The following is a 24,638-nucleotide window of genomic DNA, read 5'->3' on the forward strand; positions in this document are numbered from 1 at the left end:
CTCCGCCACCGCCCGTCCCCGCCGCACCGACCGGAGACCAGGACACCCACCATGCAGACCACGAAGACCGCGAAGACCACCCCCGCCCCCACGCTGATGGACGGCTTCCGTCCCGAGTGGACCCAGGACCCGTACGGCCTCTACCGGATCCTCCGCGAGCGCGGCCCGGTCTACTGGGACGACATGATGCGCGCCTGGGTGGTCCTCGACCACGCCGACATCAGCAAGCTGGGCCGCGACGAGCGGCTGTCCGGCGCCCGGGTGGGCGACTTCCACGCCTCGCTGCCGCCCGCCGCCCAGGCCGAGATGGCGCCGCTGGCGCACACCCTCTCGGACATGATGCTGTTCAACGAGCCGCCCCGGCACACCCGGCTGCGCGGCCTGATCAAGCCCGGGCTCACCCCGCGTTTCATCCGCTCCATGCGGCCAGTCATCCAGGACCTCGCCGACTCCCTGCTCGACCGGGTGATGGCGCAGGGCCGCTTCGACGTCGTCGCCGACTACTCCGAGCCGCTGGCCCGAGGCATGATCGCCTCGCTGGCCGGCGTCCCAAACGACGCGGCGCACCTGCTGGAGGACTGGCAGAGCCTGCTGCACGAGCTGTTCAGCCAGTCCACCCGCGAGTTCGGCCGGCTGGAGGGCCTGCGTACCGCCTTCGACCTGGTCGCCGAGAGCCGCCGGGCCGGCCTCGCCACCGACCGCTTCAGCGAGATGATCGCCGGCCAGGTCGCCAAGGAGGACTTCACCGACGACGAGGTGTACGCCAACTTCCTGCTCCTCATCGACGCCGGACAGGCCACCACCACCCACCTGATCGCCAACGCCGTCCTCGCCCTGATCCGCAACCCCGACCAGGCGGAGCGGCTGCGCCGCGAGCCCGAGCTGTCCGCCAACGCCGCGCACGAGTTCCTGCGCTACGACAGCTCGGTGCAGTTCACCACCCGGATCGCCACCGAGCCGATCGAGGTGGGCGGCGCGCGGATCGAGGAGAACCAGGCGGTCATCCTGGTCCTCGGCGCCGGCAACCGCGACCCGCTGCGCTACGAGGACCCGGACACCCTGGACGTCGGCCGCCGGGCCAACGACCAGCTGTCCTTCGGGCACGGGATCCACTACTGCCTGGGCGCGGCGCTGTCGCTCGCGGAGATCGACATCGCGATCTCCACGCTGCTGCGCCGCACCGAGGACCTGCGGCTGGTGAACCCCGAGGTGGACTGGCTCGACAGCATCAACTTCCGCTTCCTGCGCAACCTCCCGGTGGAGTTCCGGCAGGTCTAGGACTGCCGGAGGGCGTGCTGGGGGCGGCCTGGTGGGGGCCTGGTGCGGGTGCCGCTATCCGCGCCCCGGTGAGCGCCGGTTATCGGGCGGATATCGGCGACTGCGACGCTCATCGCACCGCAGGACACCGCAGCAAACCGCAGCACACCGACCGGGGAGATTGACATGAAGAGCGTCCGCAACCGCATCGCCGTCCGCCTGAGCGTCGCCGCGCTGACCGTGCTCGGCGGTGCGGCGGCCGTCGCGGCGGTGTCGGGCACCGGGGCGGCCGCCCCCGCCGGGGTGACGGTCTCCGTCGCCGACGGTGCCACCGGCGGGGGCACCCCGGCGCCCACCACCCCGCCGAGCACCCCCGGCGACGTCTGGAACAACACCTCGTCGGTCACCCCGCCGAAGACCACCTCCTGACCCGGACCCAGGGCGTGTCTTACGGACCCTTGCCGGGCCCGCTGATCCGACAAAATCCACAAGACGCGCCCTAACCGGCGGCCGACTCCGCGGACTCCGCCGCGTCCAGGCCGGCCAGCAGGCCGCGGACCAGCTCGCCGTCGGGCAGCGCGAGCCGGTCGAACAGCGCCTCGGCCCGGGCCAGGTGCTCCCGGGCCTCCGAGGCCCGGCCGCGGGCGGCCAGCGCCCGCGCCAGCACCACCAGGGCGTGCCCCTGGTCCCGGTCGGCGGTCAGCGCCTCGCACTCGGCCACCGCCTGCCGGGCGCCCGTCACCGCCTCGGCGCCGCGGCCCAGCCGGCGCAGGGTGTCCGCCAGCCGGTAGCGGGCCTGGGCCTCGCGCAGCGCGAGGCCGGTGGAGCGGCAGAGCTCCAGGCACTCCCGGAAGGTGGCCGCCGCCTCCTGGTAGGACTCGGACTCGTGGGCGGCGAGGCCCAGCACGAAGAGCGCGTACGACACCCCCGGCAGGTCCCCCTCGGCGCGCAGGGCGGGCAGCAGGTCCCGGCAGACCCGCGCCCCCTCGGCGGGCGAGCCGCCGCGCACCCGGGCCATCGCCGCGTTCAGCAGGGTGACGGTCCGCCCGGTGTGGTGGCCCAGCGCGACCGCCAGTTCGTGGGCCTCCTCGCTCAGCCGCACCGCCTCCTCGAAGCGGTGCTGGAACTGGGCGAGGAGGCCGAGGTCGTTGAGCACCTGCTGGAGGATCACCCGGTCGCCGACCTCGCGGCAGGCCTCGGCCGCCCGGCGGCAGTGCTCGGCGGCCTCGCCCAGCCGGGTCGCCTGGACGGCGAGGTTGCCCCGGATGAACTCGGCCCGGCCCAGCGAGTGCCGGTCGGCCCGCCCGGTGGCGGCCGCGGAGACCGCCGCCGCGGCCACCGCCAGCCGCTCGTAGCGCGGGTCGGCGTCGAACGGGCAGAGCGCGATCAGCAGGTCGGCGGCGGTCCGCAGGTCCTGCGCCGAGCTGCCGGGCGCCGTCGCGGCCTGCATCGCGGCGATCGCCGTGTCGAACTCCTCGCCCACCCAGCGGGCGGCCGCGTGCGGGGTGTCGAAGCGCAGCCCGGGCAGTTCCGGGGTGCGCAGCGCGGAGCCGATCGGGTCGCCGGGCACCAGCTGCTGGAAGGCGGCGGTCGCGGTGGCGAGCAGGAAGTCCAGCTGCCGGCTCAGCGCCGTCCCGGAGTCCACCGCGTCGTCCGGCTCGGTGAGTTGGGAGGCGAACACGCGCAGCAGCTCGTGGTAGCGGTAGCGGCCGGCGTGGGTCTCGCTGACCATGCCCGCGTCGACCAGGGCCTCCAGCAGGTCCTCCGCCCGGCGCTGCTCCACGCCCAGCACGACGGCCGCGACCGGCACCCCGATGTCCGGCCGGCTCACCGCGGCGACCACCCGGAACGCCGTCGCCTGCTCGGGCGTCAGCTGCCGGTACCCCCATTCGAAGGCGCTGGCCACCGCGAGGTCGCCGAGCTGCAGTTCGGTCATCCGGTGCTGCTCGGCGGCCAGCCGGTCGGCCAGCCGGGCCACCGACCAGGACGGGCGGGAGGCGAGCCGGGAGGCGACGATCCGGATGGCCAGCGGGAGGCGGCCGCAGTAGCGGATCAGCTCGCCGGCGGCCGCCGGGTCGGCGTCGATCCGGTCGTCGCCGGCGGCCTGCGCCAGCATGCCGGTGGCCTCGTCCACACTGAAGACGTCCAGGTCGACCTGGACGGCCGTGGCCAGCCCGAACAGCCGGGTCCGGCTGGTGACCAGGACGGCGCAGCGGGCCGAGCCGGGCAGCAGCGGGCGGACCTGGGCCGCGTCCCGGGCGTTGTCCAGCAGGATCAGCACCCGCCGCCCGTCCAGCAGCGAGCGGAACAGTCTGGAGCGGTCCTCCAGGGTCTCGGGCACGGCGCCGGGGGCGACGCCGAGCGCGGTGAGGAAGCTGACGAGGAGCACGCCGGGCTGGGCGGGCTTCGGCTGGTCGCCGCGCAGGTCGACGTAGAGCTGGCCGTCCGGGAACCCGGCGCGCAGCCGGTGCGCGACGCGCAGGGCGACGGTGGTCTTGCCGACCCCGCCCATGCCGGAGATGGCTGCGATCGGCAGCACGGTGTGGTCGTCGGTGTCCTGTACGGCCTTGCAGAGCGCCGTGTGCAGCGCCTCCAGCTCGTCCGCACGGCCGGTGAAGTCGGCGATGTCGGCGGGCAGTTGGGCCGGAACCGGGACGGCCGGGGCACTCGCGGCGGCGGCCCGGCCGGTGGCCGGGGGCTCCGGTTCGGGTGCGGCGGCGGGCAGCAGGGAGGGGTCGTTGCGCAGGATGCGCTGGTGCATCGCCCGCAGCTCCGGCCCCGGGTCGATGCCGAGTTCGGCCGCGAGCAGCCGGCGGACCCGTTCGAACACCGCCAGCGCGTCGGCCTGCCGCCCGCTCTGGTAGAGGCCGCGCATCAGCAGCACGTACGGGCGTTCGCGCAGCGGGTGGTCGGCGTTCAGCTCGCGCAGCACCGGGACGGCGCGGCCCTGGTCGCCCAGCTCCAGGTCCAGGCCGCACTTCTCCTCCAGCAGGCTGATCCGCAGGTCCTCCAGGCGGGCGCGGTGCTGCTCGGCGAGCGGGCCGGGTATGCCGGCCAGCGGCTCGCCGTACCAGAGGTCCAGTGCCTCGTCGAGCAGCTGCCGGGCCCGCGGGTGCTCCTCGGCCTTCCTGGTCGCGGCGAGCGCGGCGGCGGCCAGCGACTCCACCCGGACGGCGTCCACGTTGTCGGCGGGCAGCACCGTCCGGTAGCCGTCGCCCACCGAGGTGAGGATCGCCGGTGCGCTGCGGTCGCGTTCGAGCGCCTTGCGCCAGCGCCAGGCGTAGGTGCGCAGCATGGCCGAGGCGCTGGCGGGCGCGGTCGGCCCCCAGACGGCCTCGATCAGCTCGCCCGCGCTGGCGGCCCGGCCGTCCCGCAGCAGCAGCGCGGCCATCATGGCCTGCTGCAGCGGTGAGCCGACCACCAGGGCCTCGTCGTCCCGGTGCGCCGCCATCGGTCCGAGCAGGCGGAAGCGGATGGGCTGGGTCATGAGCGACAGTCCCCCCTAGAACTGAATCCCCTAGAACTGAATCCCCTGAGCGGCGCGCATCCCCCGGTCGTCCTGACCTGCGCGATTTCTCCCCTGCGACAGCTGCTGCTGCGCATGAGGAAGATAGTCGCTGCAAGCACCCGCGGACCGGAAGGGGTTCGGGGCCAGTGGTTCGGTGACGCTCGTTCGGGCAGCGGTGAGGGCGGCGGGGATCCGGAAGCCGGTCAGGCCTGGCGGGGCGGGTCCGCGTCGTCCTCGGACAGTGCCGTGGCGCGGACCCCGTGGACGTACCGTTCCACCAGATGGCGCAGGACGGAGACGGTGGCGGCGACGTCCGGCTCCGGGATGCCGTCCAGCGCGGCGGTGAGGCCGGTGATGTTGGCCTGTTTCAGGCGGTCGAGCATCGCGCGCCCCTCGGCGGTCAGCGCGACCTGACGGGCCCGCCGGTCCGCCGCGTCCGGGGTGCGCTCCACCAGCTGCTGGTTCTGCAGCCGGTCGATCTGCCGGGTGACGTGGGAGGACTTGACCAGCAGTCGGGAGGCCAGGTCGCCGACCCGGCTGGCGCCCTCCGTCTCGGCGAGCGCGCGCAGCAGGTAGACGTCCGAGCGGGCTGCGGTGATGCCCGCCCGGGCGGTCTGGCGTTCGTGCTCCTGGGAGCGGGTCAGCAGGTAGGCCAGCGAGGCCAGCACGGCCTCCAGGTCGGAGGTGGCGGTCCGATGATCGGTGGCGTCCGGCATGGAGGAACTGTAGCGATCCGGTGCGGGGTGCGGCCCCGGTACCGGCCGGTGACCGGTTTTCGGACAGATTGGGCCGTCATCCGGTAGGCCCTTTCGTCACCACGGACCGCGAGTTAGCGTGACGGTGAGTTAGTTGCTTAGGGCATGTAAATGGTCCGGAACTGCTCCGCGACGCCGCGGCGCCAACCGCCCGGCACCGCCGGCACCCGGTTCCGAGACCGACACCCCCAGCTCCGAGAAGGGAGCCCCTGATGGCCACTGCCGCTCAGACCCCCCGATTCGTCCACCCCGCCGCCCGCGGCGGCTGCCCCTTCGACCCGCCGCCCGCCTACCGGCAGGCTCAGCAGGACGAACCGATCAGCCGCGTGTCCCTGTGGGACGGCACCCCCACCTGGCTGGTCACCCGCCACGAGGACGTCAAAGCGGTGCTCGGCGACGCCCGCTTCAGCTCGGACGCCACCCGCGCCGGCTTCCCGTTCATCAGCGCCGGCGCCCGGCAGCTGAGCACCGGTCAGCCCACCTTCATCCGGATGGACGACCCGGAGCACGCCCGGCTGCGCCGGATGCTCACCGGCGAATTCATGATCAAGAAGGTCGAGGCGCTGCGCCCCGAGATCCAGCGCATCGCCGACGACCTGCTGGACCGGATGACCGCCGGACGCACCTCCGGCGACCTGGTCCGCGAGTTCGCGCTCCCGCTGCCGTCCCTCGTCATCTGCCTGCTGCTCGGAGTCCCCTACCAGGACCACGACTTCTTCCAGGAGTGCAGCCGCGTCCTGCTCCGCCGCGACGCCTCCGCCGAGGAGGTGAACGCCGCCCAGCGCAGACTGGCCGACTACCTGGTCGGGCTCACCGAGGCCAAACGGGCCGAGCCCGACGACGGCATCCTCAGCCGCCTGGTCGCCCGCGGCGAGCTGGACACCCAGGAGATCGGCGCGATGGGCCGGCTGCTGCTGATCGCCGGACACGAGACCACCGCGAACATGACCGCGCTCTCCGTCCTCGCCCTGCTGCGCAACCCCGACCAGCTCGCCCGCCTGCGCGCGCACCCGGAGTCCGTCGTCGGCGCCGTCGAGGAACTCCTGCGCTACCTGACCATCGTGCACTCCGGACTGACCCGGGTCGCCACCGAGGACGTCACCCTCGGCGGGGTCCGGATCGGCGCCGGAGAAGGCGTGACCTGCATGGTCAACACCGCCAACCGGGACGAGCGGGAGTTCCCGGACGGCGACGCCCTCGACCTGACCCGCGACGCCCGCCGGCACCTGGCCTTCGGCTTCGGCGTCCACCAGTGCCTGGGGCAGCCGCTCGCCCGCCTGGAACTGCAGATCGCGCTGAACACCGTCCTGCGGCGGCTGCCCGAACTGCGCCTGGCCGTACCGTTCGAGTCCATCCGCTACCGCGGCGAGATGCTCGTCTACGGCGTCCACGAGCTGCCCGTCGCCTGGTGACCGCCGCCTGGTGACCGCCGGCACCGCGACCGGCCCCGTCCGGTCGCGGTGCCGACGGAGTCCCCCCACATACCCAAGACCCCTGCACGGCCCACCCGGCCGTGTGGCGAAAGGAAACCCATGCTCGTCCACATCGACCAGGAGAAGTGCTGCGGCGCCGGCAGCTGCGTGCTCGCCGCCCCCGAGGTCTTCGACCAGCGGGACGAGGACGGCATCGTCGTCCTCCTCGACGCCGAACCCCCGGCCGACTCCCACCAGGCCGTCCGGGACGCAGCCGCCGTCTGCCCGGCCGCCGCGATCCGGCTGGAACAGGCGTGAGCGCACCGCGCGCGGTGGCCGTCGTCGGGGCCGGCGCGGCGGGGCTGCACACCGCCGAAGCGCTGCGCCGGGCTGGCTACGACGGCCGCCTCACCCTGATCGGCGCCGAGGACGAGCCGCCGTACGACCGTCCGCCGCTCTCCAAACACCTGCTCGGCGGGCAGTGGCCGCCCGAGCGCCTGGCCCTGCGCGGCCCGCAGGCGCTGGACGAACTCGACCTCGACCTGCGCCTGGGGGTACGGGCCGAACGCCTCGACCGGCGGGAGCGGGCGGTGCAGCTGTCCGACGGCGGGCAGGTGCGCTGCGAGGCCGTCGTCCTCGCCACCGGCGTCCGGCCCCGCCGGCTGCCGGGCGCCGAGGCGCCGACGGCCGGCGCCCACGTGCTGCGCACCCTCGCCGACGCCCTCGCCCTGCGCGCCGAACTGCAGGCGGGCGCACGGCTGTTGGTGGTCGGCGGCGGACTGCTCGGCGCCGAGGCGGCGGCCACCGCCGTCGGGCTCGGAGCCGAGGTGACCTGGCTGGTGTCCACCGCCACACCCCTGGCCGGCGTCCTGGGCGCCGAGACGGCCGCACTGCTCACCGACCTGCACCGCGAGCACGGAGTGCGGATCCGGCGGGGCGTGGCCACGGAGGTCCTCCGGCACCGGGGCCGGGCCACCGGCGTACGGCTGACGGACGGCACCGAACTGGCCGCCGACGTCGTCCTGATGGCCATCGGCTCCGTACCGGACACCGACTGGCTGGCCGGCAGCGGCGTCCGGCTGGACGACGGCGTGGTCTGCGACGCCCACTGCGCCGCGGGCCCCGGCATCTGGGCGGCCGGCGACGCCGCCGCCTGGCCCGACCCGCGCACCGGCCGCCTGCGCCGCCTCGAACAGCGCACCAACGCCACCGAACAGGCGCTGTGCGTCGCCCGCAACCTGCTGGCCGGCCCGGACGGCGCGCGCCAGGCCTACGAGCCGGTCCCGTACCTGTGGACCGACCAGTACGGGCTGCGGATCCAGGCCTTCGGCAGCCCGGGCGGCGCCGACCGCTTCGAGCCGGTCGACGGCAGCGTCGCGGAGCGCCGCTACGCCGCCGCCTGCGTACGGGACGGGCTGGTCCGCGGGGCGGTGGGCATCGCCTCCGCCCGGGCGCTGCGGCAGTTGCGCGCGCAGGTGGCGGCGCACGCACCGTGGCAGGGCGCCCCGGCCTGAGCCGGGCTGGTGGGCCCAGGGCGTCACCGAAGGCCGGTCGCGGACCGCCGCGGCCGGCCTTCGGCGCTGTGTCGGGGGCGGCGAGGCCGATCGCGCATCCGGGGTGCCCCGTCCTTCCGATGGTTCTTCCCGGTGGTTCTTCGCTCAGGACTGAAGAACCGTCACTCCCCGGGGGCGCGACGAGAGAATTCACTGCCGTGAGCGCGTTCACCATGCGCCGCTGCTCTCCCAACCCGCCTACCGACCAAGGGAGTCGCCGTGCCATTGGCCGCTGGACCGGTCGCGCCGCTCGCCGCCCACGACCTGATGGTCTTCCTCCTCCAAGTGGGCCTGCTGCTCGGGCTCGCCGTCCTGCTCGGACGCCTGTTCACCCGGCTCGGGCTCTCCGCCGTCGTCGGCGAACTGTTCGTCGGCGTGCTGCTCGGGCCGTCGCTGCTCGGACACCTCGCCCCCGGGTTCTCCGAGTGGCTGCTGCCGCACGACCCCGCCCGCTTCCACCTCCTGGACGCCTTCGGGCAGATCGGCGTCATCCTGATGGTCGGGGTGACCGGCCTGCAGATGGACCTCGGCCTGGTCCGCAAGCGCGGCGCCACCGCGGTACGGGTGAGCGTCCCCGGGATCGTCGTCCCGCTCGGCCTGGGCATCGGGCTGGCCTTCCTGCTGCCCGACTCGCTGCTCGGCAGGGTCTCCGACCGCAGTACCTTCGCCCTGTTCGTCGGCGTCGCGATGGGCGTCAGCGCGATCCCGGTGATCGCCAAGACCCTGATCGAACTGGGCCTGCTGCACCGCAACATCGGCCAGCTGACCCTCTGCGCCGTCACCGTCGACGACATCGTCGGCTGGCTGCTGCTCTCGGTCGTCTCGGCGATGGCCACCGTCGGCGTCTCCGGCGGCCAGATCCTGCACTCGGTGGCCAACCTGGTGGTCGTCGTGGTGCTCGCCCTGGTGCTGCGCCGGGTCGCCAAGGCGGCCGGGCCCCGGCTCGTGAACGGCGCGGCCGGACCGTCCGTCCTCGCCCTCCTGGTCGCCGCGCTGCTGCTGGCCGCCGCCGGCACCCAGGCGCTCGGCCTGGAGGCCGTCTTCGGCGCCTTCCTCTGCGGGCTGGCCCTGACCGGCACCCCGCTGGCCGACCCGACCCGGCTCGCCCCGGTGCGCACCGTCGTGGTCTCCGTCCTCGCCCCGGTGTTCTTCGCGACCGCCGGGCTGCGGATGGACCTCACCGCGCTCACCCGGCCCACGGTGCTGCTCGCGGGCCTCGCGGTGCTGACGATCGCCATCATCGGCAAGTTCAGCGGCGCCTACCTGGGCGCGCGGATCAGCCGGATGAGCCACTGGGAGGGCCTGGCGCTCGGCGCCGGGATGAACGCCCGCGGCGTGATCGAGGTGGTGGTCGCCATGGTCGGCCTCAAGCTCGGTGTGCTGAGCCAGGAGATGTACACCGTCGTCATCCTGGTCGCCATCGTCACCTCGCTGATGGCGCCCCCGCTGCTGCGCCGGTTCATGGCGCGGATCGAGGAGACGGCCGAGGAGCGGCTGCGCGAGGACGTGCTGAACCCGAAGGAGCTCGCCGCCCACCTGTGAGCACTCGCGGCGCCCCGGCTGACCACTCGTCATGCCCAGGCCGGGGCGTGCGTGAGCAACCGCCGGGCCCGGCACCTCTGTTGAGAGGTGCCGGGCCCGGCGCCGTGGGGCCGGCCCCGGGGTACGCCCGGGCCCGGCCCCGTTCGGTCAGCCGAGCGCGGGGACGTCGTGGGTGGCGCAGTGGATGCCGCCACCGCCGGCCGCGATCGCGTCGATCCTGACGGGGACGATCTCCCGGCCGGGGAAGTACTGCTTCATGATCTGCTGCGCCCGCTCGTCGGCCCTGGCGTCGCCGAACTTCGGCAGGTAGACGCCCTTCGTGCCGATGTAGAAGTTCATGTACGAGGAGACGAAGGCGTCACCGCGCCCGGTGATCCGGTCCGGGTCCGGCTGCGGGAGCTCCACCACCTGCAGCTTCCGGCCGGTCGCGTCGGTGGCGTCCTTCAGGACGGAGCGGGCCTGGTCGGCCGAGCGGGACCAGACGTCCGGCGGCGTGCCGGGGAAGGCCTGGTCGAGCAGGACCACGCCGGGGGCGACGAAGCGGGTCAGGCAGTCGACGTGGGCGTCGGTGATGTCCTTGCCCCGGACGCCAGCCAGCCAGATCACCTTGGTCACGCCGAGGACGCGCTTCAGCTCGGCCTCGACCTCGTCCCGGCTCATGCCCGGGTTGCGGTTCCCGTTGACGACGGAGCTCTCGGTCACCATGAGGGTGCCCTGGCCGTCGGTCTCGAACGAGCCGCCCTCGGCGACCAGCCGGGTCTCGATCCGCTCGACGCCGTACGTGGCCAGCACCGTCCGGGCGACCTTGGCATCGTTGCCGCGCTTCTGCTTGCCGCCCCAGCCGTTGAAGTTGAAGTCGACGCCCTTGACGTTGCCGCCCTCCTCGACGAACACCGGCAGGGTGTCGCGGGCCCACAGGTCGGCGACCGCGATCGGCACGACCTCGACGGCCGAGCCGCAGGCCTGCTGCGCGGCGTCCTTCTGCTCGGGGCGGGCCATCAGCACCACCGGCTCGCGGGCCGCGATGGCCTGGGCCAGGCCGGCGACGTCGCGTCGGACGTCCGGGAGCTGCTCGCCCCAGACGGTCTCGGAGGCGGGCCAGGACATCACCGTGCGCAGGTGCTTGTCCCACTCGGCGCCGAAGCGGCGCACGCCGGGGGTGCCGCCGGGCTGCGGCGGGGGCACGGCGCCGTCGACGTCGCCGACGCCGTCGGGGGCACAGGCGGTGAGGCCGAGGGTGAGGGCGCCGACACCGACGCCGACACCGGCGAGGGAGCGCATCAGGGCACGACGGGACAGGGCGTTGGTCATACGGGAACTCCGGCTGAGGGGGTCTGGGCTTCGGATGAGGGGGGGACTGCTCGGTTACGGCAGCGGCTCGTGCATGGTCGAGCAGTGGATGCCGCCGCCCCCGGCCATCAGGCGGTCGACGTCGATCTGCACCACCTCGCGGCCGGGGAAGGCCGCGGCGAGCGCCTCCTTGGCGGCCGCGTCCTTGTACGCGTCGCCGAACTGGGCGGTGATGACGCCGCCGTTGACGACGTGGAAGTTGAGGTAGGAGTCGACGAACTTCGAGCTGCGGGAGCGGACGGTGTCCGGGCCGTGCACGGGGACGACCTGCAGGCGGCGCCCCCGGGCGTCGGTGGCGGCGGACAGGATCGCGAACTGCCCGCGGGCGTCCCGGGCCCAGGCGTCGTTGCGGTCGGCCGGCGGCAGCTGCACCATCACCACGCCGGGCCGGACGAACCGGGAGGTGACGTCCACGTGGTCGTCGGTGATGTCCTGGCCCTTGATCCCGGGCAGCCAGATCATCGTGTCGGCCCCGTAGGCCTCCAGGACGGACTCCTCGATCTCGTCCCGGCTCATGCCGCGGTTGCGGTTCTTGTTGACCAGGCTGCTCTCGGTGGCCATCACGGTGCCGTCGCCGTCGGTCTCGATCGCGCCGCCCTCGCCGACGAAGTCCGCGTAGGTGTGGCGCAGGCCCCGGCGGGCGGCGATGCGCTCGGCGGCCTTGGCGTCGTCGTGGTGGACCTGCTTGTTGCCCCAGCCGTTGAAGTTGAGGACCACGGCGTCCAGGCCGCCGTACCCGTCCCGGCGGAAGACCGGCGCGATGTCGCGCATCCACAGGTCGTCGGTGGGGACGTCGGTGGTCACCTCGACCGCGGAGCCGCACCGGGACTGGGCCTTGCCCGCGGTCCAGTCGTCGGGGGCGCACATCACCACCGGCTCGAACTCGGCGATCGTCCGGGCGATCAGGGCGATGTCCTCCTGGACGCCGCCCAGGCGCAGCCCCCACACGCCCCGGCGGGACGGCCAGGACATCCAGGTCCGCGCGTGCGGGACGTCGTCCGCCGGCACCCGGGGGTACGGCTCGGAGGAGTGGTCATCGCGGTAGTGGCTCATGAGGGTCTCCAGATCGTGCGACGGTGCCCGGGGATGCACGGGGCCGCCACGTCCCACTCTGCACCTTCCTGCCCGTTCAGGCTCGCACTGACTGAAAAATCAGTCAAACCTGCGGGCGTGCCATTGACGCATCCTTGACGCCTGCGGTGCGGAGCGTGACGGCCCACCGGCCCGCGCCGGGCTCAGGAAACGAGCCGGGACACCTCGGCGTCGATCGCGTCGGCCATCAGCGTCCGGGCGTGCGCCAACGGCAGGCTGCCGCTGAGCCAGCGCGTGCTCAGCCCCTCCAGCAGCGCGGTCAGCCGCTCCGCCGCGCCGGCCAGCGCGACCGCCGAGGACATCGGCCGTACGACGCCCAGCAGCTCGGCGATCTCCTGCACCCAGATCCGGGTCGCCCGCGCCAGGTCCTCGCGCAGCGTGTCGTCGAACACCGCGCTCGCCCGCAGCTCACCCCAGGCGGTGCTGTTCTCCCGCACCTCGACGGTGTCCTGGAGCTCCAGCAGCAGCGTCTGCTCCAGCTCCTCGCGGGCCGTCAACGGCGGTGCGTCCGCCGCGCGGTCGGTCGTGTACCGCTCCGCCCGGTCGTTGATGAACTCCAGCGTCTGCCGGAGGATCCCGGTGCGGTCCTTGAAGTGGTAGTAGATGAGCGCGGTGGACACACCCGCCTCGGCCGCGAGCTCCTCCACTCGCAGCCCGCGCACCCCCCGCCGGGCGATCACCCGTGCCGCTGCTTCCAGGATCGACGTTTTTCGACTGGCCACGATCCACCACCTTACCCGGGCACCCCGGCCCGATCGGACCCGCGGTCTGAAGGGACGGTCAGCCGACGGCCGGCCGCCGGGGAGACCGGGGGGCGGTCCGGCGGGGTGTCGACGGTGCGGCGGGCGGGAAGGTCCCGGTTGCCGCCGTACCCCTGCCCACCGCCCCTCCCGATCGGATGCCCCGCCTTGGACTCCCTCCTGCTCTCCCGCCGCGACCTCGCCTTCCTGCTGCACGACTGGCTGGACGTCACCTCCCTGACCCGGCGCCCCCGCTACGCCGACCACGACCGGGACACCTTCGACGCGGTGCTGGAGCTCAGCGAGACCATCGCGACCCGGCACTTCGCCCCGCACAACAAGAAGAACGACGCCGAGGAGCCCCGCTTCGACGGCGAGCGGGTGCACATCATCCCGGAGGTGAAGGAGGCCCTGCGGGTCCACGCCGAGGCCGGCCTGGTCGGCGTCTCCATGGACCACGCGGTCGGCGGCCAGCAGCTGCCGGTCGTCGTCGCCAACGCCTGCCGGGCCTGGTTCCAGGCCGCGAACATCGCCACCTCCTCGTACCCGCTGCTCACCGTCGGCAATGCCAACCTGCTGCTGGCGCACGGCAGTCGGGAGCAGATCGACACCTACGTGCCGCCCATGGTCGAGGGCCGCTTCTTCGGGACGATGTGCCTGTCCGAGCCGCAGGCCGGCTCCTCGCTGGCCGACATCACCACCCGGGCGGTGCCCGCAGCCGACGGCACGTACCGGATCACCGGCACCAAGACGTGGATCTCCGGGGGCGACCACGAACTCGGCGAGAACATCGTCCACCTGGTGCTGGCGCGGATCCCCGGCGGCCCGGCGGGCGTGAAGGGCATATCGCTGTTCATCGTGCCCAAGTTCCTGGTGGAGCCGGACGGCACGCTCGGGGAGCGCAACGACGTCGTCCTGGCCGGCCTCAACCACAAGATGGGCTACCGCGGCACCACCAACGCCCTGCTCAACTTCGGTGAGGGCCGCCACACCCCCGGCGGCGCCCCGGGCGCCGTCGGCCACCTGGTGGGCGAGGCCCACCACGGGCTGGCCTACATGTTCCACATGATGAACGAGGCCCGGATCGGCGTCGGCCAGGGCGCCACGGCACTCGGCTACACCGGCTACCTGCACGCCCTCGACTACGCCCGCACCCGCCCGCAGGGCCGCCCGCTCGGGCACAAGGACCCGAACGCCCCGCAGGTCCCGATCATCGAGCACGCCGACGTGCGCCGGATGCTGCTGGCACAGAAGAGCTACGTGGAGGGGGCCCTGGCGCTCGGCCTGTACTGCAGCCGCCTGCTCGACGAGGAGGCCACCGCCGAGCACGAGGCCGAGCGGGCCCGCGCGCACCTGCTGCTCGACGTGCTGACGCCCATCGCCAAGAGCTGGCCCTCGCAGTGGTGCCTGGCCGCCAACGACCTCGCCATCCAGGTGCACGGCGGCTACGGCTACACCCGCGAGTACGACGTCGAGCAGTTCTACCGGGACAACCGGCTCAACCCCATCCACGAGGGCACCCACGGCATCCACGGGCTGGACCTGCTCGGCCGCAAGGTCGTCATGGACGGCGGCGCGGGGCTGGCGCTGCTCCTCGACACCCTCGGGGCGACCGCCGCCCGGGCCACCGCGGCCGGGGGAGAGGCGGCCGAGCTGGCCGGCGGCCTGGAGCGGGCCGCGGCCCGGATCCGGCGGACCACCGCCGCACTGTGGTCGACCGGGGACCCGGCGGCCGCGCTGGCCAACGCCACCGTCTACCTGGAGGCCGTCGGCCACGTGGTGCTGGCCTGGATCTGGCTGGAGCAGTTCCTCGCCCTCGGCGACGGCACGGACGCCTTCCACGAGGGCAAGCGGCAGGCCGCCCGGTACTTCTTCCGCGTCGAACTCCCGCGGACCGGCCCGCAGTTCGACCTGCTCGACAGCCTGGACCGGACGGCGGCGGAATGCCGGCCGGAGTGGTTCTGACCCTTCCCGGGCCACTGCGGCCGGAGAACCGATTTCGCGTCGGCGGATTCATCGCCTAAGGTGGAACCACCGACGCGGGGTGGAGCAGCTCGGTAGCTCGCTGGGCTCATAACCCAGAGGTCGCAGGTTCAAATCCTGTCCCCGCTACTAACGGAAGCCGGGGCTGACGCGGAATTCGCGTCAGCCCCGGCTTCGTTGTTTTCCGGGCCCCCTGACCGGCCCCGTCGGGCCCGACGGCTTCCGGCCTTTTCCGCCGGGTCAGCCGGCCGTGGCGGGGGCGGCTATCCGCCCCAGGAGAGCGGCGAGTTCCCGGGGCATGGACAGGAACGGCGAGTGGCTGCTGGGCAGTCGGTGGACGGCCCCGAGCGGGTGGCGAGCTCCTCCTGCCGGGCCGGTTCGAGGGCCCGGTCCCGGTCGCAGACGATGTAGGTGGACGGCACCGTGCGCCAACCCGCCGTCGTCACCGGCTCCATGAGGGAGCGGACGCTCTGCGGGGCCAGCCGCGCCACCGCGCGCTCGGCCTCGCCGTCGGGGACGTCGCCGAAGAGGACGTGCCGGGCGTCGTCATACGGCGGGGGCGGAGCTGGGCAGGTCGACGGCCTGCGACCGCCAGCCGTCGGCGTCGAGGGCGGCGCGGACGGCGTCCCAGCACCAGGCTCCGTGCCAGGCCCCGTGGACCAGCAGGAAGGTGGGGCGGTCGGTGTCAGCGGTCAGCGGTCATACGGGCGGACCTCCGTTGTCCGGGGCACGGGCAGCGGGGGACGGGCAGCCGGATCGGCCGCCGCGGCCGGCCCGTGCCCGCCCGACGGGGACGCCCCACCCCTCGCACGAGGGTAATCGCTCGTGCCCGCCGTGGTTCTGACGCCCCGTACGGAGGGAGCGGGAGGCGGCGTCGGGGTGCCCGGCGGGTCGTCCGTCGATCAGAGGACGAACATCGCGGCGTAGGGCGGGGTGATCCGCACCTTTCGCGCGCCGAAGTCGACGATGACCGAGGCGTTGCCCTCGTCCTCGATTTCGATGACACGGCCGAGACCGTACTTGTCATGGGTGACGCGGTCGCCCACGGCGAACCGCTTGGGCGGCGCGTCGGGCCTGGCCTTGAAGGGACTGGTGGGCAGGGGGCGCCGGACTGCCGGTGTTTTCCTCACCCTGGTCAGTATGCTCTGAAAATCGGGGGAACGGGTCGCCCTGGGGGATGGAAATCCCGACCGGGTCGAAGTGGGCCGACGGAGCGCTCAACTGCCCTACGGGGTCGGCTTGTTGCGGCCCGGGTCGGGTCGGCGGGGCCGCCTCCCGGCGTGGGGCGGAAAAAATATTCACCCGGAATATCCCTCCGGGTGGGCCTGAGCCTGCTACAGTCGAAGCAGTTGCAGTAGTGGTTCCCATGAACTTTGTGTGCGCCTGCTGATTGTTGCAGGCGCATTTTTGTTTTCCGGCTCTTTCCGGTGGGTTCTCATCGCGGCGACTCGAAAGTCTGCATGGTGCAGACATTCGAACGGTCTCTCGAAGGAGATTTCTCATGGCTACCGGCACCGTGAAGTGGTTCAACTCGGAAAAGGGCTTCGGCTTCATCGAGCAGGATGGCGGCGGCGCCGACGTCTTCGCTCACTACTCGAACATCAGCGCCAGCGGTTTCCGCGAGCTGGTCGAGGGCCAGAAGGTCGAGTTCGACGTCACCCAGGGCCAGAAGGGCCCGCAGGCGGAGAACATCCGCCCGCAGCAGTAATTGGTTTCACCCCCGGCGTTTCGTCCGGGATCGAGGGGCCCGCACCGTGCACTGCGCACGGGGCGGGCCCCTCGGCCGTGTCCGGGGCCGTTCGGCGGCGGCCCGCCCCGTGCCGCCCCGCCCTGCCCCGCCCCGGGCGTCAGGGTGCGGTGGCGAGCGGGAGCCGGGCCCGGAAGGTGGTGGGGCCGGGGGCGTCCAGGACGGTGAGGGTGCCGCCGTGGATGGTGGCGATGTCGCGGGCGATCGGCAGGCCCAGGCCGGTGCCGCCGTCGTCGCGGCTGCGGGCGTCGTCGAGGCGGGTGAAGCGTTCGAAGATCCGCTCGCGATCGGCCGGCGGGATCCCGGGGCCGTCGTTGGAGACGTCGAGGACGGCTTCGCCGGTGGCGTCGTCCCGGCGCAGCCGGACGGTGACGTCCTGCCGGGCGTGCCGCTGGGCGTTGTCCAGCAGGTTGGTCAGGAGCCGGCCGAGCCACTGGGGGTTGCCGGGCACCGTGATGTCGGCCGCCGTGTGCAGGACGACGGGAGTCTGCAGACAGGCCCTGGCGCGGACGGTGGTGTCGACGAGCTCGGCGAGGTCGACGCCTTGGCCGGGGCGTTCCTGGCCGGTGGCGTCGAGGCGGGCCAGCAGCAGCAGGTCGGTGGCCAGGGCCTGGAGGCGCTCGGTGTCCTGGAGGGCGCCGGCGACGAGGTCGGCGCGGACGGCCGGATCGGGGACGGTGAGGGCGACCTCCAGCTGGGTGCGCAGGACGGTCAGCGGGCTGCGCAGCTCGTGGGAGGCGTCGGCGATGAAGCGGCGCTGGCGGGTGCCGGCCGCTTCGAGGCGTTCGAGCATGGCGTTCATGGTGTGGGCGAGCCGGGCGATCTCGTCGTCGCTGCGCGGTTCCGGCACGCGCCGGGCGAGGTCGCGGTCCCCGATGGCGGCGACCTCGGCGCGGATGGCCTCGACGGGGCGCAGCGCGCGGCCGGTGGCACGCCAGGTGAGGGCGGCGGTGGTGAGCAGCAGGAGCCCGCTGAGCGCGGCGAGGGCCGCGGTGGTGACGTCCTCCGCGGCGTCGACGGTGCGCAGCGAGGCGCCGACGTGGATGGTGACGGGCCCGGTGGGGGAGGCCGCGGTGACGGTGGTGACGCGCTGGTGGTGTTCGGCGCCGAGGGCGTGCACGTTGTAGCTGTTGTGGCCGCCCCTGGTGCGGGTGGGGGCGAGCGGGGGCTGGCCGGCGATGTTGCCGCTGGCGGCGAGGACGCGGCCGGTGGCGTCGATGACCTGGATGAAGTCGGTGCCGTGGTCGAGCGGCAGCTGCGCGGTGAGGTGGCCGTCCGCGGCGAGACGGGCGATGGCCTGGGCCTGCTCGCGGGCGCCGGTCTCGACGGTGCGTTCCAGGTTCGCGCGCAGCAGCAGGAGGACGGCGGCGGAGGCGGCGAGGAGGACGAAGGCGACGCTGGCGCAGGCGGCGAGCGTGGTGCGGGTGCGGACCGAGCGGGGGGCGAGCCGGTGGATCAGGGCGGCGATGCGGGGGTGCCGGGTGGCCCGGCGCAGGGCGGCGCGGGCCCGGTGGCGCACCGTGCGGGGCGGCGTCGGGCGGTCGTACGGCGCGGTCCGGTCAGCCACCGTCGGCCGCCAGCCGGTAGCCGGCCCCGCGCACGGTCTGCACTGCGGCGCGCCCGAACGGGGCGTCGATCTTGCGGCGCAGCGCGCTGATGTGGACCTCGACGGTGTTGGGGTCGGCGTCGGGGCCGCTGTCCCAGACCTGGTCGAGGATCTCCCGCTTCGAGACGGCCTCGCCGGCCCGGCGGGCGAGGTGGTCCAGCAGCGCGAACTCGCGGGGGGTGAGGGGGATCGTGGTGCCGGCGCGGGTGCAGGTACGGGCGGCGGAGTCGACGACGAGGTCGCCCAGGACGGTACGGCGCGGGGCCCGGCTGCCGATCCGGCGGGCGAGGGCGTTGAGGCGGGCGACCAGGACGACGAAGGAGAAGGGCTTGGACAGGTAGTCGTCGGCACCGGTGTCCAGCGCCTCGGCCTCGTCCCACTCGCCGTCCTTGGCGGTGAGCATGAGGATGCCGACGTCGCTGCCGCTGGCGCGCAGCCGGGAGCAGACCCGGTAGCCGTTGAGGCCCGGCAGCATGATGTCGAGGACGATCACGTCGTAGGCGTGGTCGGTGGCCTTGGCGAGACCGGACAGGCCGTCGTGGGCGACGTCGACGGTGAAGCCCTCGGTGGTCAGCCCGTGCTGCAGGGCCATGGCCAGACGGCGTTCGTCCTCTACTACCAGTACGCGCATGCCCTCCAGGGTGGCAGGTCGCGGCGGGCGCAAGCTGAGGGCCCCTTCAGGTCTTCAGCTGATCTTCAGCAAGGGCCGGACATGCTGTCCCGACCATGATCCGGGCACAGGGCCCGGGCACCGGGCCGGGAAGCAAGGGGTGGGCGCAGTGAGCGAGCCCATGGAGTTCGAGCAGCCGCAGGGTCAGCCGCAGGGCCGGCCGGAGACGGAGCCCGCCGGCAAGGCGCGCGGCGCGCGGCGGTGGCTGCGCGGGCGTCCGGTGCGGTGGGTCGCGGCCGGCGCGGCGGCGGTCGTGGTGGCCGGTGGCGCGGCGGTGGCGGTGCACCACGTGGCCGAGGGCCACGGCGACCGGAGGGAGGCCTCGGCGGCCGACCACGGTCACGGTCACGGTGGGTACGGCGAGGGCGGGCGCGGCGAGTCCGGCCGGGGTGAGTCCGGCTGGGGCGAGTCCGACCGGGGTGAGAAGGGTCACGGCGGGAACGGCCAGGGCCACCGCGGCGGACACGACGGCCGGGACGGCGGCCGTGAGGACGGCGACGGCGCGCGCGGCGGGGAAGGCACCCGGGGCGCCGGCCGGACGGCTCCGGCGCCGCTGCCGTCCACCGATGCGGCGGACGCGGTGGCGAAGGCCGCGGCGGCGGTGTCCGGCGGAAAGGTGGAGTCGCTGTCCCCGGCCACCGAGCAGGGCGGCGGCCGCGCCTGGCAGGCCGTGGTCGTCGGCCCGGACGGCGTGCGGCACCTGGTGACGGTGGACGGCACCAGCGGCGCGGTCACCGGCAACACCGTCCTGGGCGGCTGAGGTCCACCCGAACCCATGTGTCCGGGCGCGGCCGAGCCGCGCGCCGGGGAAGGGAGCGCCGTGAGCGCCACAACGGCCCCCCAGGGGGCCCAGCACCGTCAGCCCGTGTCCGCCGGCCTCCTGCGGAGCAAGGTTCCGCAGGTGACGGCGGTGTTCTGGGTCGTCAAGATCCTCACCACCGGCATGGGCGAGACCACCTCCGACTACCTCGCCCGGGTGCTCGGGCCGGTACCGGCCGTCGCGTCCGCGGGCCTGCTGCTGGCCGCCGCGCTGGCGGCGCAGGCCCGGGCCCGCCGCTACGTGCCGGCCGTGTACTGGGCGGCGGTGGTGATGGTCAGCGTGTTCGGGACGATGGCCGCCGACGTCGCGCACGTCGTGATCGGCGTGCCGTACGCCGTCTCCACCGCCGCCTTCGCGGTGGCGCTGGCGGTGGTGTTCGGCCTGTGGCGGCGGCTGGAGGGCACGCTGGCGGTGGAGTCGGTGGCCGGCGGCCGCCGGGAGGTCTTCTACTGGTCGGCGGTCATGGCCACGTTCGCGCTGGGCACGGCGGTCGGCGACCTGACCGCCGCCACGCTGGGCTGGGGCTACCTGCCGTCCGCCCTGCTGTTCGCGGCCATGATCGCGGTGCCCGCCCTCGTCCACCGGCTGCTCGACGCCCCGCCGGTGCTCACCTTCTGGTGGGCCTACGTGCTCACCCGGCCGCTGGGCGCGTGCTTCGCCGACTGGGCCGGGGTCAGCCACGAGCGGGGCGGCCTCGACCTGGGCACCGGCCCGGTCAGCCTCGTCCTCGGCGTCGTGATCGTGGGCCTGGTGCTGTGGCTGAGCGCCGACGACCGGCGCCGACAGCGCGGGTGAGGGCGGGCCCGCCTCAGTGGCCGTAGCGGCGGTCCCGGGCGGCGAAGCTGCGGATGGCGCGCAGGAAGTCGAGCTCGCGGAACGCGGGCCAGTGGGCCTCGCAGAAGTACAGCTCCGAGTAGGCGCTCTGCCAGAGCAGGAAGTTCGACAGGCGCTGCTCGCCGCTGGTGCGGATGACCAGGTCCGGGTCGGGGCGGCCGGCGGTGTAGAGGTGCGGGGCGACGTCGTCGACGCTCAGGGTGTCGGCGAGTTCGGTCAGCGACACGCCGGCCTCGGCCCGGACGTACATCAGCTCGCGGAGGGCCTCGATGACCTCCTGCCGGCCGCCGTAGCCGACGGCCAGGGTGACGTGCGCCCCGGTCGTGCAGGTGCGGGTGGCCTCGACCGCCTCCTTGAGGGCACGGGCGGTGCTGTCGGGGAGGATGTCGGGCAGGCCGGCGAGGTGGACCCGCCAGCCGGCGTCCGGCCTGGTGAGCCGGCCGGCCACCACCTGCTCGATCAGCCGCATCAGGAAGGCGACCTCGGAGTCGCCGCGGCGCTGGAGGTTCTCGGTCGAGCAGAGGAAGACGGTGACGTGCCGGATCCCCAGGGCTTCGCACCAGGACAGCACTTCCTCGATGTGCTCGGCGCCCGCCTGGTGGCCGAGGCTCGGATCCGCCATGCCCTGCTCCCGGGCCCAGCGGCGGTTGCCGTCCACGATCAGGCCGACGTGCCTGGGCAGTGGGCCCGCCATGACGCGGCGGCGCAGGCGGCGGGTGTAGTGGGCGTGGAGCAGGTCAGGCATGATCACCGTCCAAAGGGATTGGTACGTCCGGGAGTTCGGGCGCCTGGGCGTTCGGGCGGGTGCGGCGGTTCAGCCGGCCGAGGGCAGCTCGCGCAGGTCGCGCAGGGTGCCCGCGCACACCGCCGTCAACAGCAGCAGACCCACACCGACGGTGGCACCGAGGACGTGCAGCGCGCCGCCGGCCACGGAGACGCCCAGGATGGTCGCGCCTCCGGTCGCGCTGGCGGCGGCCAGCGTCCACACGCCGAGGCGCAGCCGCCCGGCGTGCGGCGGTACGACCGCGTCCGCGCCGACACCGGTGAAGATCCGGGGGATCTGGATCGCCCCCAGGCCCAGGGCGGTCCACCAGCCGGCGAGCACGGCGGTGCGCAGCGTGGGCGGTGAGGCCGCCGCGTCGACGCCGTGCACCAGCACCACCACACTCGCACCGAGCGCCGCCGGAACGGCGAGCCGCCGAACGGCCCAGCGCAGCAAGGTGATTGTGGCCCCCAGGGTCGGCCTCGGCCTGGGGGCGACGAGGGCGATCCCGAGCAGCAGCAGAGTGGTGCAGCCGTGCATGATCCCGCTGCGGACGCCGTCGGCGGGCAGCGGGCCGCCCTGCTCGGCCACCAGGTGGCCGAGCAGCCAGGCGGCGAGTGCGACCGTGATGCCCATGGTCGCCACCCGCCGTTGCCGCTGGGCCGGGGAGTCGGCGGGCCAGAGCGCCGGGTGCAGCCACATGTCGGCGATGCCGGCGACCAGGTTGGGCCACGACTTCCAGCCGGCGCCCCGGGCCTCCTCCTCCACCATGGCGCCCCAGCGCTCGCGGAAGGCGTCCGGGTAGAGCCGGACCAGCGTCCGGGCGACGACACTCATGCGCCCACCTCGCTGCGCTCGCCGGTCGCTTCGCGAAACACGCACCTCTTGACGGTTCTCTCGCTGCGCTCGTTCACGTGCCCACCTCGCTGCGCTCGCCGGTCGCTTCGCGAAACACGCACCTCTTGTCGGTTCTCTCGCTGCGCTCGTTCATGCGCCCACCTCGCTGCGCTCGCCGGTCGCTTCGCGAAACACGCACCTCTTGTCGGTTCTCTCGCTGCGCTCGTTCATGCGGGGTTCACCCCCAGGCGGCGCAGGCCGGCGTCCGCGACCCGGGCCATGGTGCGCAGTTCGCGCTCCAGCACCTCCCGGCCCTGCGGTGTCAGCCGGACGGGGCGTTGGCGTCCCTGGCCGTCGAGCGGCTCGATGAGCTGCTTGGACTCCAGCCGGGTCAGCGCCCCGTACAGGCTGCCGGGCCCGAGGCGTTCCCCGGTCAGTTCCTCGATCGCCGTGTTGATGGCGTATCCGTGCAGTGGTCCGTCGGCCAGGGCGCAGAGCACCAGCGTCTGGGCATCGTTGGCTTGCATGCCGATCCCTCCGTTCTGACGCCGCACCATACTACGTGCCGTGAAGTACGTGCCACGTATTACGCGGTGTGTACCATCGCCGCCATGCATGAGAATGTGACGCACCATCACCCCGCGGTCCTACCCGTCGGGCACCGCGCTCGCCCGGCCGCCGCCGCGGCGCTGTGGACCTCCGCCGCGGGCGCCGGCGTCTTCACCGCGTTCGCCTACGCCACAACGCAGTTGCGCGCCGTACGGACGGGCAGTCCCTGGCAGGGCGACCCGTACGACACGGTCGTGACGTTCACGATGTTCTTCGTCCCGCTGCTCGGCGCGCTCGGCCCGGTGCGGGCGCTGCTGTGCCGCCGCGACGAACCGCTGCCGCTGTACCGGGTGGAGCAGATCCTGCGGGCCGCGCTGGTCTGCACGCTGCTCGTCGCGGCGACGGCGGCCACCGACTGGGCGGCCGTCGCCGCCCGCGCGGACCGCGAACTCTGGAACCGCGGTACGCCCTGGCTGATCGGCTCGCTGGTGCCGCTCACGGCGGTCGCGGTCGCGGGCCTCCTGCTGCAGCGGCGCGCGGTCCGACTGCTGCCGAGGGCGTCGGACGAGGGCCGCCGCCCTGCGGACGGGGACTGGCTCGACGACGTCCTGCCCCTGCTGGACGTCCTGGCGCGCCCCTCGCGGACGGCTCGCGGACTCGCCGTCCGGCCTGTCCGGGGCCGCGGCGGCGCGATCGGCTTCGTCCGCGCCCGCTTCACCGTGCTCGCCGCGGCGGGCGCCCTCGGTGCTGGCCTGCTGGTCGCCACCGGGCTGGCGGTGGGGGAGGGTTGGCAGGGGCCGCTGCTCTTCGCCGTCGAGACCGCCGTGTTCGCGGGCGGCACCTTCGCCTTCCTGGAGATCTGCAACGGCGTCCTCCGGTTCGCCGTGCCGAGCGCCGTGTCGGGAGTGCGGCGAGCCGCCCGGATCGGTGCCACCGCGGGGGCGGCGGCGCTACCGGTCGCGCTGGCGCTGCGGGACGCGCTGTGGCGGGCCCTGGGGCTCGGCGGCCGGGTCGACTCCATGGGCGGGTGGGCCGCCGTCGCGCTCGCCGGTGCGCTGCTGACGGGCGCGATCGCCTTCGGCGCGGCGATGACGGGGATTCCGGGCCGCTCGTTCCACCGCCGGGGTAATGGTGGGACGTAGTCGATCCGGTCGTCGAATCGGATGACCTGGGCCGAGAGGTCCCTTCCGCCGTGGCCGCCGGCGCCACGCGAGGGGGCCTCTCGGCCGTTGTGTCACACCGGATGGGGTCATCACATGCGCTTGATCGCGTGGGATCGCGAATTCAAGGTCCGGGTTTACGGGTTCGGCTATTCCGGGCTCCTGTTCCGGAACGCGCCGAGGTTCGGCGCCGAAGAGAGCATCGAGGTCCTCTTCTCCAATGTGCGGCACATGAGCATTTCGCCGGACCTGCCGAGCCTGTTGATCGACCGGGTCGAGACGCCGGAGGAATCGGGTGGACTCGGCATCGGCATAGCCGTCCCGTCCGCACCCGAGGGGTTGTTCGCACTGAATTCGGGTGCCGTCGCATTTCGGGCCGTTCCGGGGGGGTGAAGTGACGGGTGAAGTGACGGGTGAAGTGATGCGGTCGGATCACTGAACGGGGTACTGCCCCGACGAG

23 protein-coding genes and 1 tRNA gene are annotated in these 24,638 nt (G+C 73.7%); 13 read left to right on the plus strand and 11 right to left on the minus strand.

What is annotated here, in order from left to right; all coding sequences use genetic code 11:
- Both OP86_RS00950 and OP86_RS00955 read left to right on the plus strand, forming a co-directional pair.
- The coding region (locus OP86_RS00950) for a cytochrome P450 (protein WP_209440320.1) at positions 1-1,278 on the plus strand (1,278 nt) is incomplete at its 5' end.
- Between the two features lie 165 nt (positions 1,279-1,443).
- On the plus strand, positions 1,444-1,686 hold the full coding sequence (locus tag OP86_RS00955) for a hypothetical protein (protein WP_033330535.1): 243 nt from the start codon (positions 1,444-1,446) through the stop codon (positions 1,684-1,686).
- Between the two features lie 70 nt (positions 1,687-1,756).
- On the opposite strand, the gene OP86_RS00960 is transcribed toward OP86_RS00955, so the two are convergent.
- Positions 1,757-4,744, minus strand: a complete 2,988-nt coding sequence (locus OP86_RS00960; protein WP_051829521.1) for an AfsR/SARP family transcriptional regulator — start codon at positions 4,742-4,744, stop codon at positions 1,757-1,759.
- 224 nt (positions 4,745-4,968) lie between these two features.
- On the minus strand, positions 4,969-5,481 hold the full coding sequence (locus OP86_RS00965) for a MarR family winged helix-turn-helix transcriptional regulator (protein WP_051829522.1): 513 nt from the start codon (positions 5,479-5,481) through the stop codon (positions 4,969-4,971).
- A 251-nt stretch (positions 5,482-5,732) separates the two neighbouring features.
- On the opposite strand from OP86_RS00965, the gene OP86_RS00970 reads away from it, so the two are divergent.
- From OP86_RS00970 to OP86_RS00985, 4 genes are all read left to right on the plus strand, one after another.
- Positions 5,733-6,932, plus strand: a complete 1,200-nt coding sequence (locus tag OP86_RS00970; protein ID WP_033330537.1) for a cytochrome P450 — start codon at positions 5,733-5,735, stop codon at positions 6,930-6,932.
- Between the two features lie 120 nt (positions 6,933-7,052).
- Positions 7,053-7,250, plus strand: coding sequence for a ferredoxin (locus OP86_RS00975; protein ID WP_030060725.1), 198 nt, complete (start codon positions 7,053-7,055; stop codon positions 7,248-7,250).
- Positions 7,247-8,446 (plus strand): NAD(P)/FAD-dependent oxidoreductase, encoded by a 1,200-nt coding sequence (locus OP86_RS00980; protein ID WP_030060726.1) that lies wholly within the window; start codon positions 7,247-7,249, stop codon positions 8,444-8,446. The genes OP86_RS00975 and OP86_RS00980 overlap by 4 nt, the downstream gene beginning before the upstream one ends.
- Before the next feature lie 258 nt (positions 8,447-8,704).
- Positions 8,705-10,027, plus strand: coding sequence for a cation:proton antiporter (locus tag OP86_RS00985; protein ID WP_245231756.1), 1,323 nt, complete (start codon positions 8,705-8,707; stop codon positions 10,025-10,027).
- A gap of 147 nt (positions 10,028-10,174) precedes the next feature.
- Here the strand turns inward: OP86_RS00985 and OP86_RS00990 are convergent, their stop codons facing one another.
- The 3 genes from OP86_RS00990 to OP86_RS01000 all read right to left on the minus strand — a co-directional run bounded on the left by OP86_RS00990 (position 10,175) and on the right by OP86_RS01000 (position 13,191).
- Positions 10,175-11,338 carry an agmatine deiminase family protein gene (locus tag OP86_RS00990; protein WP_030060728.1) on the minus strand — a complete coding sequence of 388 codons (1,164 nt, stop codon included), beginning with the start codon at positions 11,336-11,338 and terminating at the stop codon, positions 10,175-10,177.
- Positions 11,339-11,392: 54 nt separating this feature from the next.
- Positions 11,393-12,430 (minus strand): agmatine deiminase family protein, encoded by a 1,038-nt coding sequence (locus OP86_RS00995; protein WP_051829523.1) that lies wholly within the window; start codon positions 12,428-12,430, stop codon positions 11,393-11,395.
- A gap of 182 nt (positions 12,431-12,612) precedes the next feature.
- Positions 12,613-13,191, minus strand: coding sequence for a TetR/AcrR family transcriptional regulator (locus OP86_RS01000; RefSeq protein WP_033330544.1), 579 nt, complete (start codon positions 13,189-13,191; stop codon positions 12,613-12,615).
- A 186-nt stretch (positions 13,192-13,377) separates the two neighbouring features.
- Here OP86_RS01000 and OP86_RS01005 point away from each other — a divergent pair, with 186 nt between their 5' ends.
- Together OP86_RS01005 and OP86_RS01010 are read left to right on the plus strand one after the other, a co-directional pair.
- Complete coding sequence (locus tag OP86_RS01005; protein WP_030060731.1) at positions 13,378-15,174, plus strand: acyl-CoA dehydrogenase; 1,797 nt, start codon at positions 13,378-13,380, stop codon at positions 15,172-15,174.
- Positions 15,175-15,247: 73 nt separating this feature from the next.
- Positions 15,248-15,321, plus strand: a tRNA-Met gene (locus tag OP86_RS01010).
- Positions 15,322-16,094: 773 nt separating this feature from the next.
- Here OP86_RS01010 and OP86_RS01015 read toward each other — a convergent pair.
- On the minus strand, positions 16,095-16,322 hold the full coding sequence (locus OP86_RS01015; protein ID WP_030060732.1) for a hypothetical protein: 228 nt from the start codon (positions 16,320-16,322) through the stop codon (positions 16,095-16,097).
- Positions 16,323-16,693: 371 nt separating this feature from the next.
- Between OP86_RS01015 and OP86_RS01020 the strand changes: the two genes are divergently transcribed.
- The gene (locus OP86_RS01020) at positions 16,694-16,900 is read left to right on the plus strand and encodes a cold-shock protein (protein WP_030060733.1); all 207 of its coding nucleotides are present in this window, start codon (positions 16,694-16,696) and stop codon (positions 16,898-16,900) included.
- A 139-nt stretch (positions 16,901-17,039) separates the two neighbouring features.
- Here the strand turns inward: OP86_RS01020 and OP86_RS01025 are convergent, their stop codons facing one another.
- Positions 17,040-18,506 (minus strand): sensor histidine kinase, encoded by a 1,467-nt coding sequence (locus tag OP86_RS01025; RefSeq protein ID WP_342447776.1) that lies wholly within the window; start codon positions 18,504-18,506, stop codon positions 17,040-17,042.
- Positions 18,499-19,176, minus strand: coding sequence for a response regulator transcription factor (locus OP86_RS01030; RefSeq protein WP_030060735.1), 678 nt, complete (start codon positions 19,174-19,176; stop codon positions 18,499-18,501). Before OP86_RS01030 ends, OP86_RS01025 begins: the two co-directional genes overlap by 8 nt.
- 148 nt (positions 19,177-19,324) lie before the next feature.
- On the opposite strand from OP86_RS01030, the gene OP86_RS01035 reads away from it, so the two are divergent.
- Together OP86_RS01035 and OP86_RS01040 are read left to right on the plus strand one after the other, a co-directional pair.
- Positions 19,325-19,975 carry a hypothetical protein gene (locus OP86_RS01035; RefSeq protein ID WP_157849634.1) on the plus strand — a complete coding sequence of 217 codons (651 nt, stop codon included), beginning with the start codon at positions 19,325-19,327 and terminating at the stop codon, positions 19,973-19,975.
- A 105-nt stretch (positions 19,976-20,080) separates the two neighbouring features.
- Positions 20,081-20,830: a COG4705 family protein gene (locus OP86_RS01040; RefSeq protein WP_245231757.1), complete on the plus strand. Its 750-nt coding sequence runs from the start codon at positions 20,081-20,083 to the stop codon at positions 20,828-20,830.
- A 13-nt stretch (positions 20,831-20,843) separates the two neighbouring features.
- On the opposite strand, the gene uppS is transcribed toward OP86_RS01040, so the two are convergent.
- The 3 genes from uppS to OP86_RS01055 form a co-directional block, all read right to left on the minus strand.
- Positions 20,844-21,614 carry a polyprenyl diphosphate synthase gene (uppS, locus tag OP86_RS01045; protein WP_033330617.1) on the minus strand — a complete coding sequence of 257 codons (771 nt, stop codon included), beginning with the start codon at positions 21,612-21,614 and terminating at the stop codon, positions 20,844-20,846.
- A gap of 69 nt (positions 21,615-21,683) precedes the next feature.
- Complete coding sequence (locus OP86_RS01050; protein WP_030060739.1) at positions 21,684-22,469, minus strand: hypothetical protein; 786 nt, start codon at positions 22,467-22,469, stop codon at positions 21,684-21,686.
- Positions 22,470-22,696: 227 nt separating this feature from the next.
- Entirely contained in the window at positions 22,697-22,996 is a 300-nt protein-coding gene (locus OP86_RS01055; protein WP_033330549.1) for a PadR family transcriptional regulator, read from the minus strand.
- Between the two features lie 84 nt (positions 22,997-23,080).
- Between OP86_RS01055 and OP86_RS01060 the strand changes: the two genes are divergently transcribed.
- Together OP86_RS01060 and OP86_RS01065 are read left to right on the plus strand one after the other, a co-directional pair.
- A complete protein-coding gene (locus OP86_RS01060) occupies positions 23,081-24,160 on the plus strand; it encodes a hypothetical protein (RefSeq protein WP_157849635.1) in 1,080 nt (359 codons plus the stop codon).
- 114 nt (positions 24,161-24,274) lie between these two features.
- Positions 24,275-24,571, plus strand: a complete 297-nt coding sequence (locus OP86_RS01065; RefSeq protein ID WP_030060742.1) for a hypothetical protein — start codon at positions 24,275-24,277, stop codon at positions 24,569-24,571.
- Positions 24,572-24,638 lie beyond the last annotated feature (67 nt).

The sequence above is a fragment of the Streptomyces novaecaesareae genome (assembly GCF_000716875.1).
In the GTDB taxonomy this organism is placed as follows: Bacteria; Actinomycetota; Actinomycetes; order Streptomycetales; family Streptomycetaceae; genus Kitasatospora; species Kitasatospora novaecaesareae.

Bases quoted from the DNA above. Each gene is read 5' to 3' on its own strand.
- OP86_RS00955 (WP_033330535.1), top strand. From the start codon at position 1,444: ATGAAGAGCGTCCGCAACCGCATCGCCGTCCGCCTGAGCGTCGCCGCG.
- OP86_RS00960 (WP_051829521.1), bottom strand. From the start codon at position 4,744: ATGACCCAGCCCATCCGCTTCCGCCTGCTCGGACCGATGGCGGCGCAC.
- OP86_RS00965 (WP_051829522.1), bottom strand. From the start codon at position 5,481: ATGCCGGACGCCACCGATCATCGGACCGCCACCTCCGACCTGGAGGCC.
- OP86_RS00970 (WP_033330537.1), top strand. From the start codon at position 5,733: ATGGCCACTGCCGCTCAGACCCCCCGATTCGTCCACCCCGCCGCCCGC.
- OP86_RS00975 (WP_030060725.1), top strand. From the start codon at position 7,053: ATGCTCGTCCACATCGACCAGGAGAAGTGCTGCGGCGCCGGCAGCTGC.
- OP86_RS00990 (WP_030060728.1), bottom strand. From the start codon at position 11,338: ATGACCAACGCCCTGTCCCGTCGTGCCCTGATGCGCTCCCTCGCCGGT.
- OP86_RS00995 (WP_051829523.1), bottom strand. From the start codon at position 12,430: ATGAGCCACTACCGCGATGACCACTCCTCCGAGCCGTACCCCCGGGTG.
- OP86_RS01020 (WP_030060733.1), top strand. From the start codon at position 16,694: ATGGCTACCGGCACCGTGAAGTGGTTCAACTCGGAAAAGGGCTTCGGC.
- OP86_RS01030 (WP_030060735.1), bottom strand. From the start codon at position 19,176: ATGCGCGTACTGGTAGTAGAGGACGAACGCCGTCTGGCCATGGCCCTG.
- uppS (WP_033330617.1), bottom strand. From the start codon at position 21,614: ATGCCTGACCTGCTCCACGCCCACTACACCCGCCGCCTGCGCCGCCGC.
- OP86_RS01050 (WP_030060739.1), bottom strand. From the start codon at position 22,469: ATGAGTGTCGTCGCCCGGACGCTGGTCCGGCTCTACCCGGACGCCTTC.
- OP86_RS01055 (WP_033330549.1), bottom strand. From the start codon at position 22,996: ATGCAAGCCAACGATGCCCAGACGCTGGTGCTCTGCGCCCTGGCCGAC.
- OP86_RS01060 (WP_157849635.1), top strand. From the start codon at position 23,081: ATGCATGAGAATGTGACGCACCATCACCCCGCGGTCCTACCCGTCGGG.
- OP86_RS01065 (WP_030060742.1), top strand. From the start codon at position 24,275: ATGCGCTTGATCGCGTGGGATCGCGAATTCAAGGTCCGGGTTTACGGG.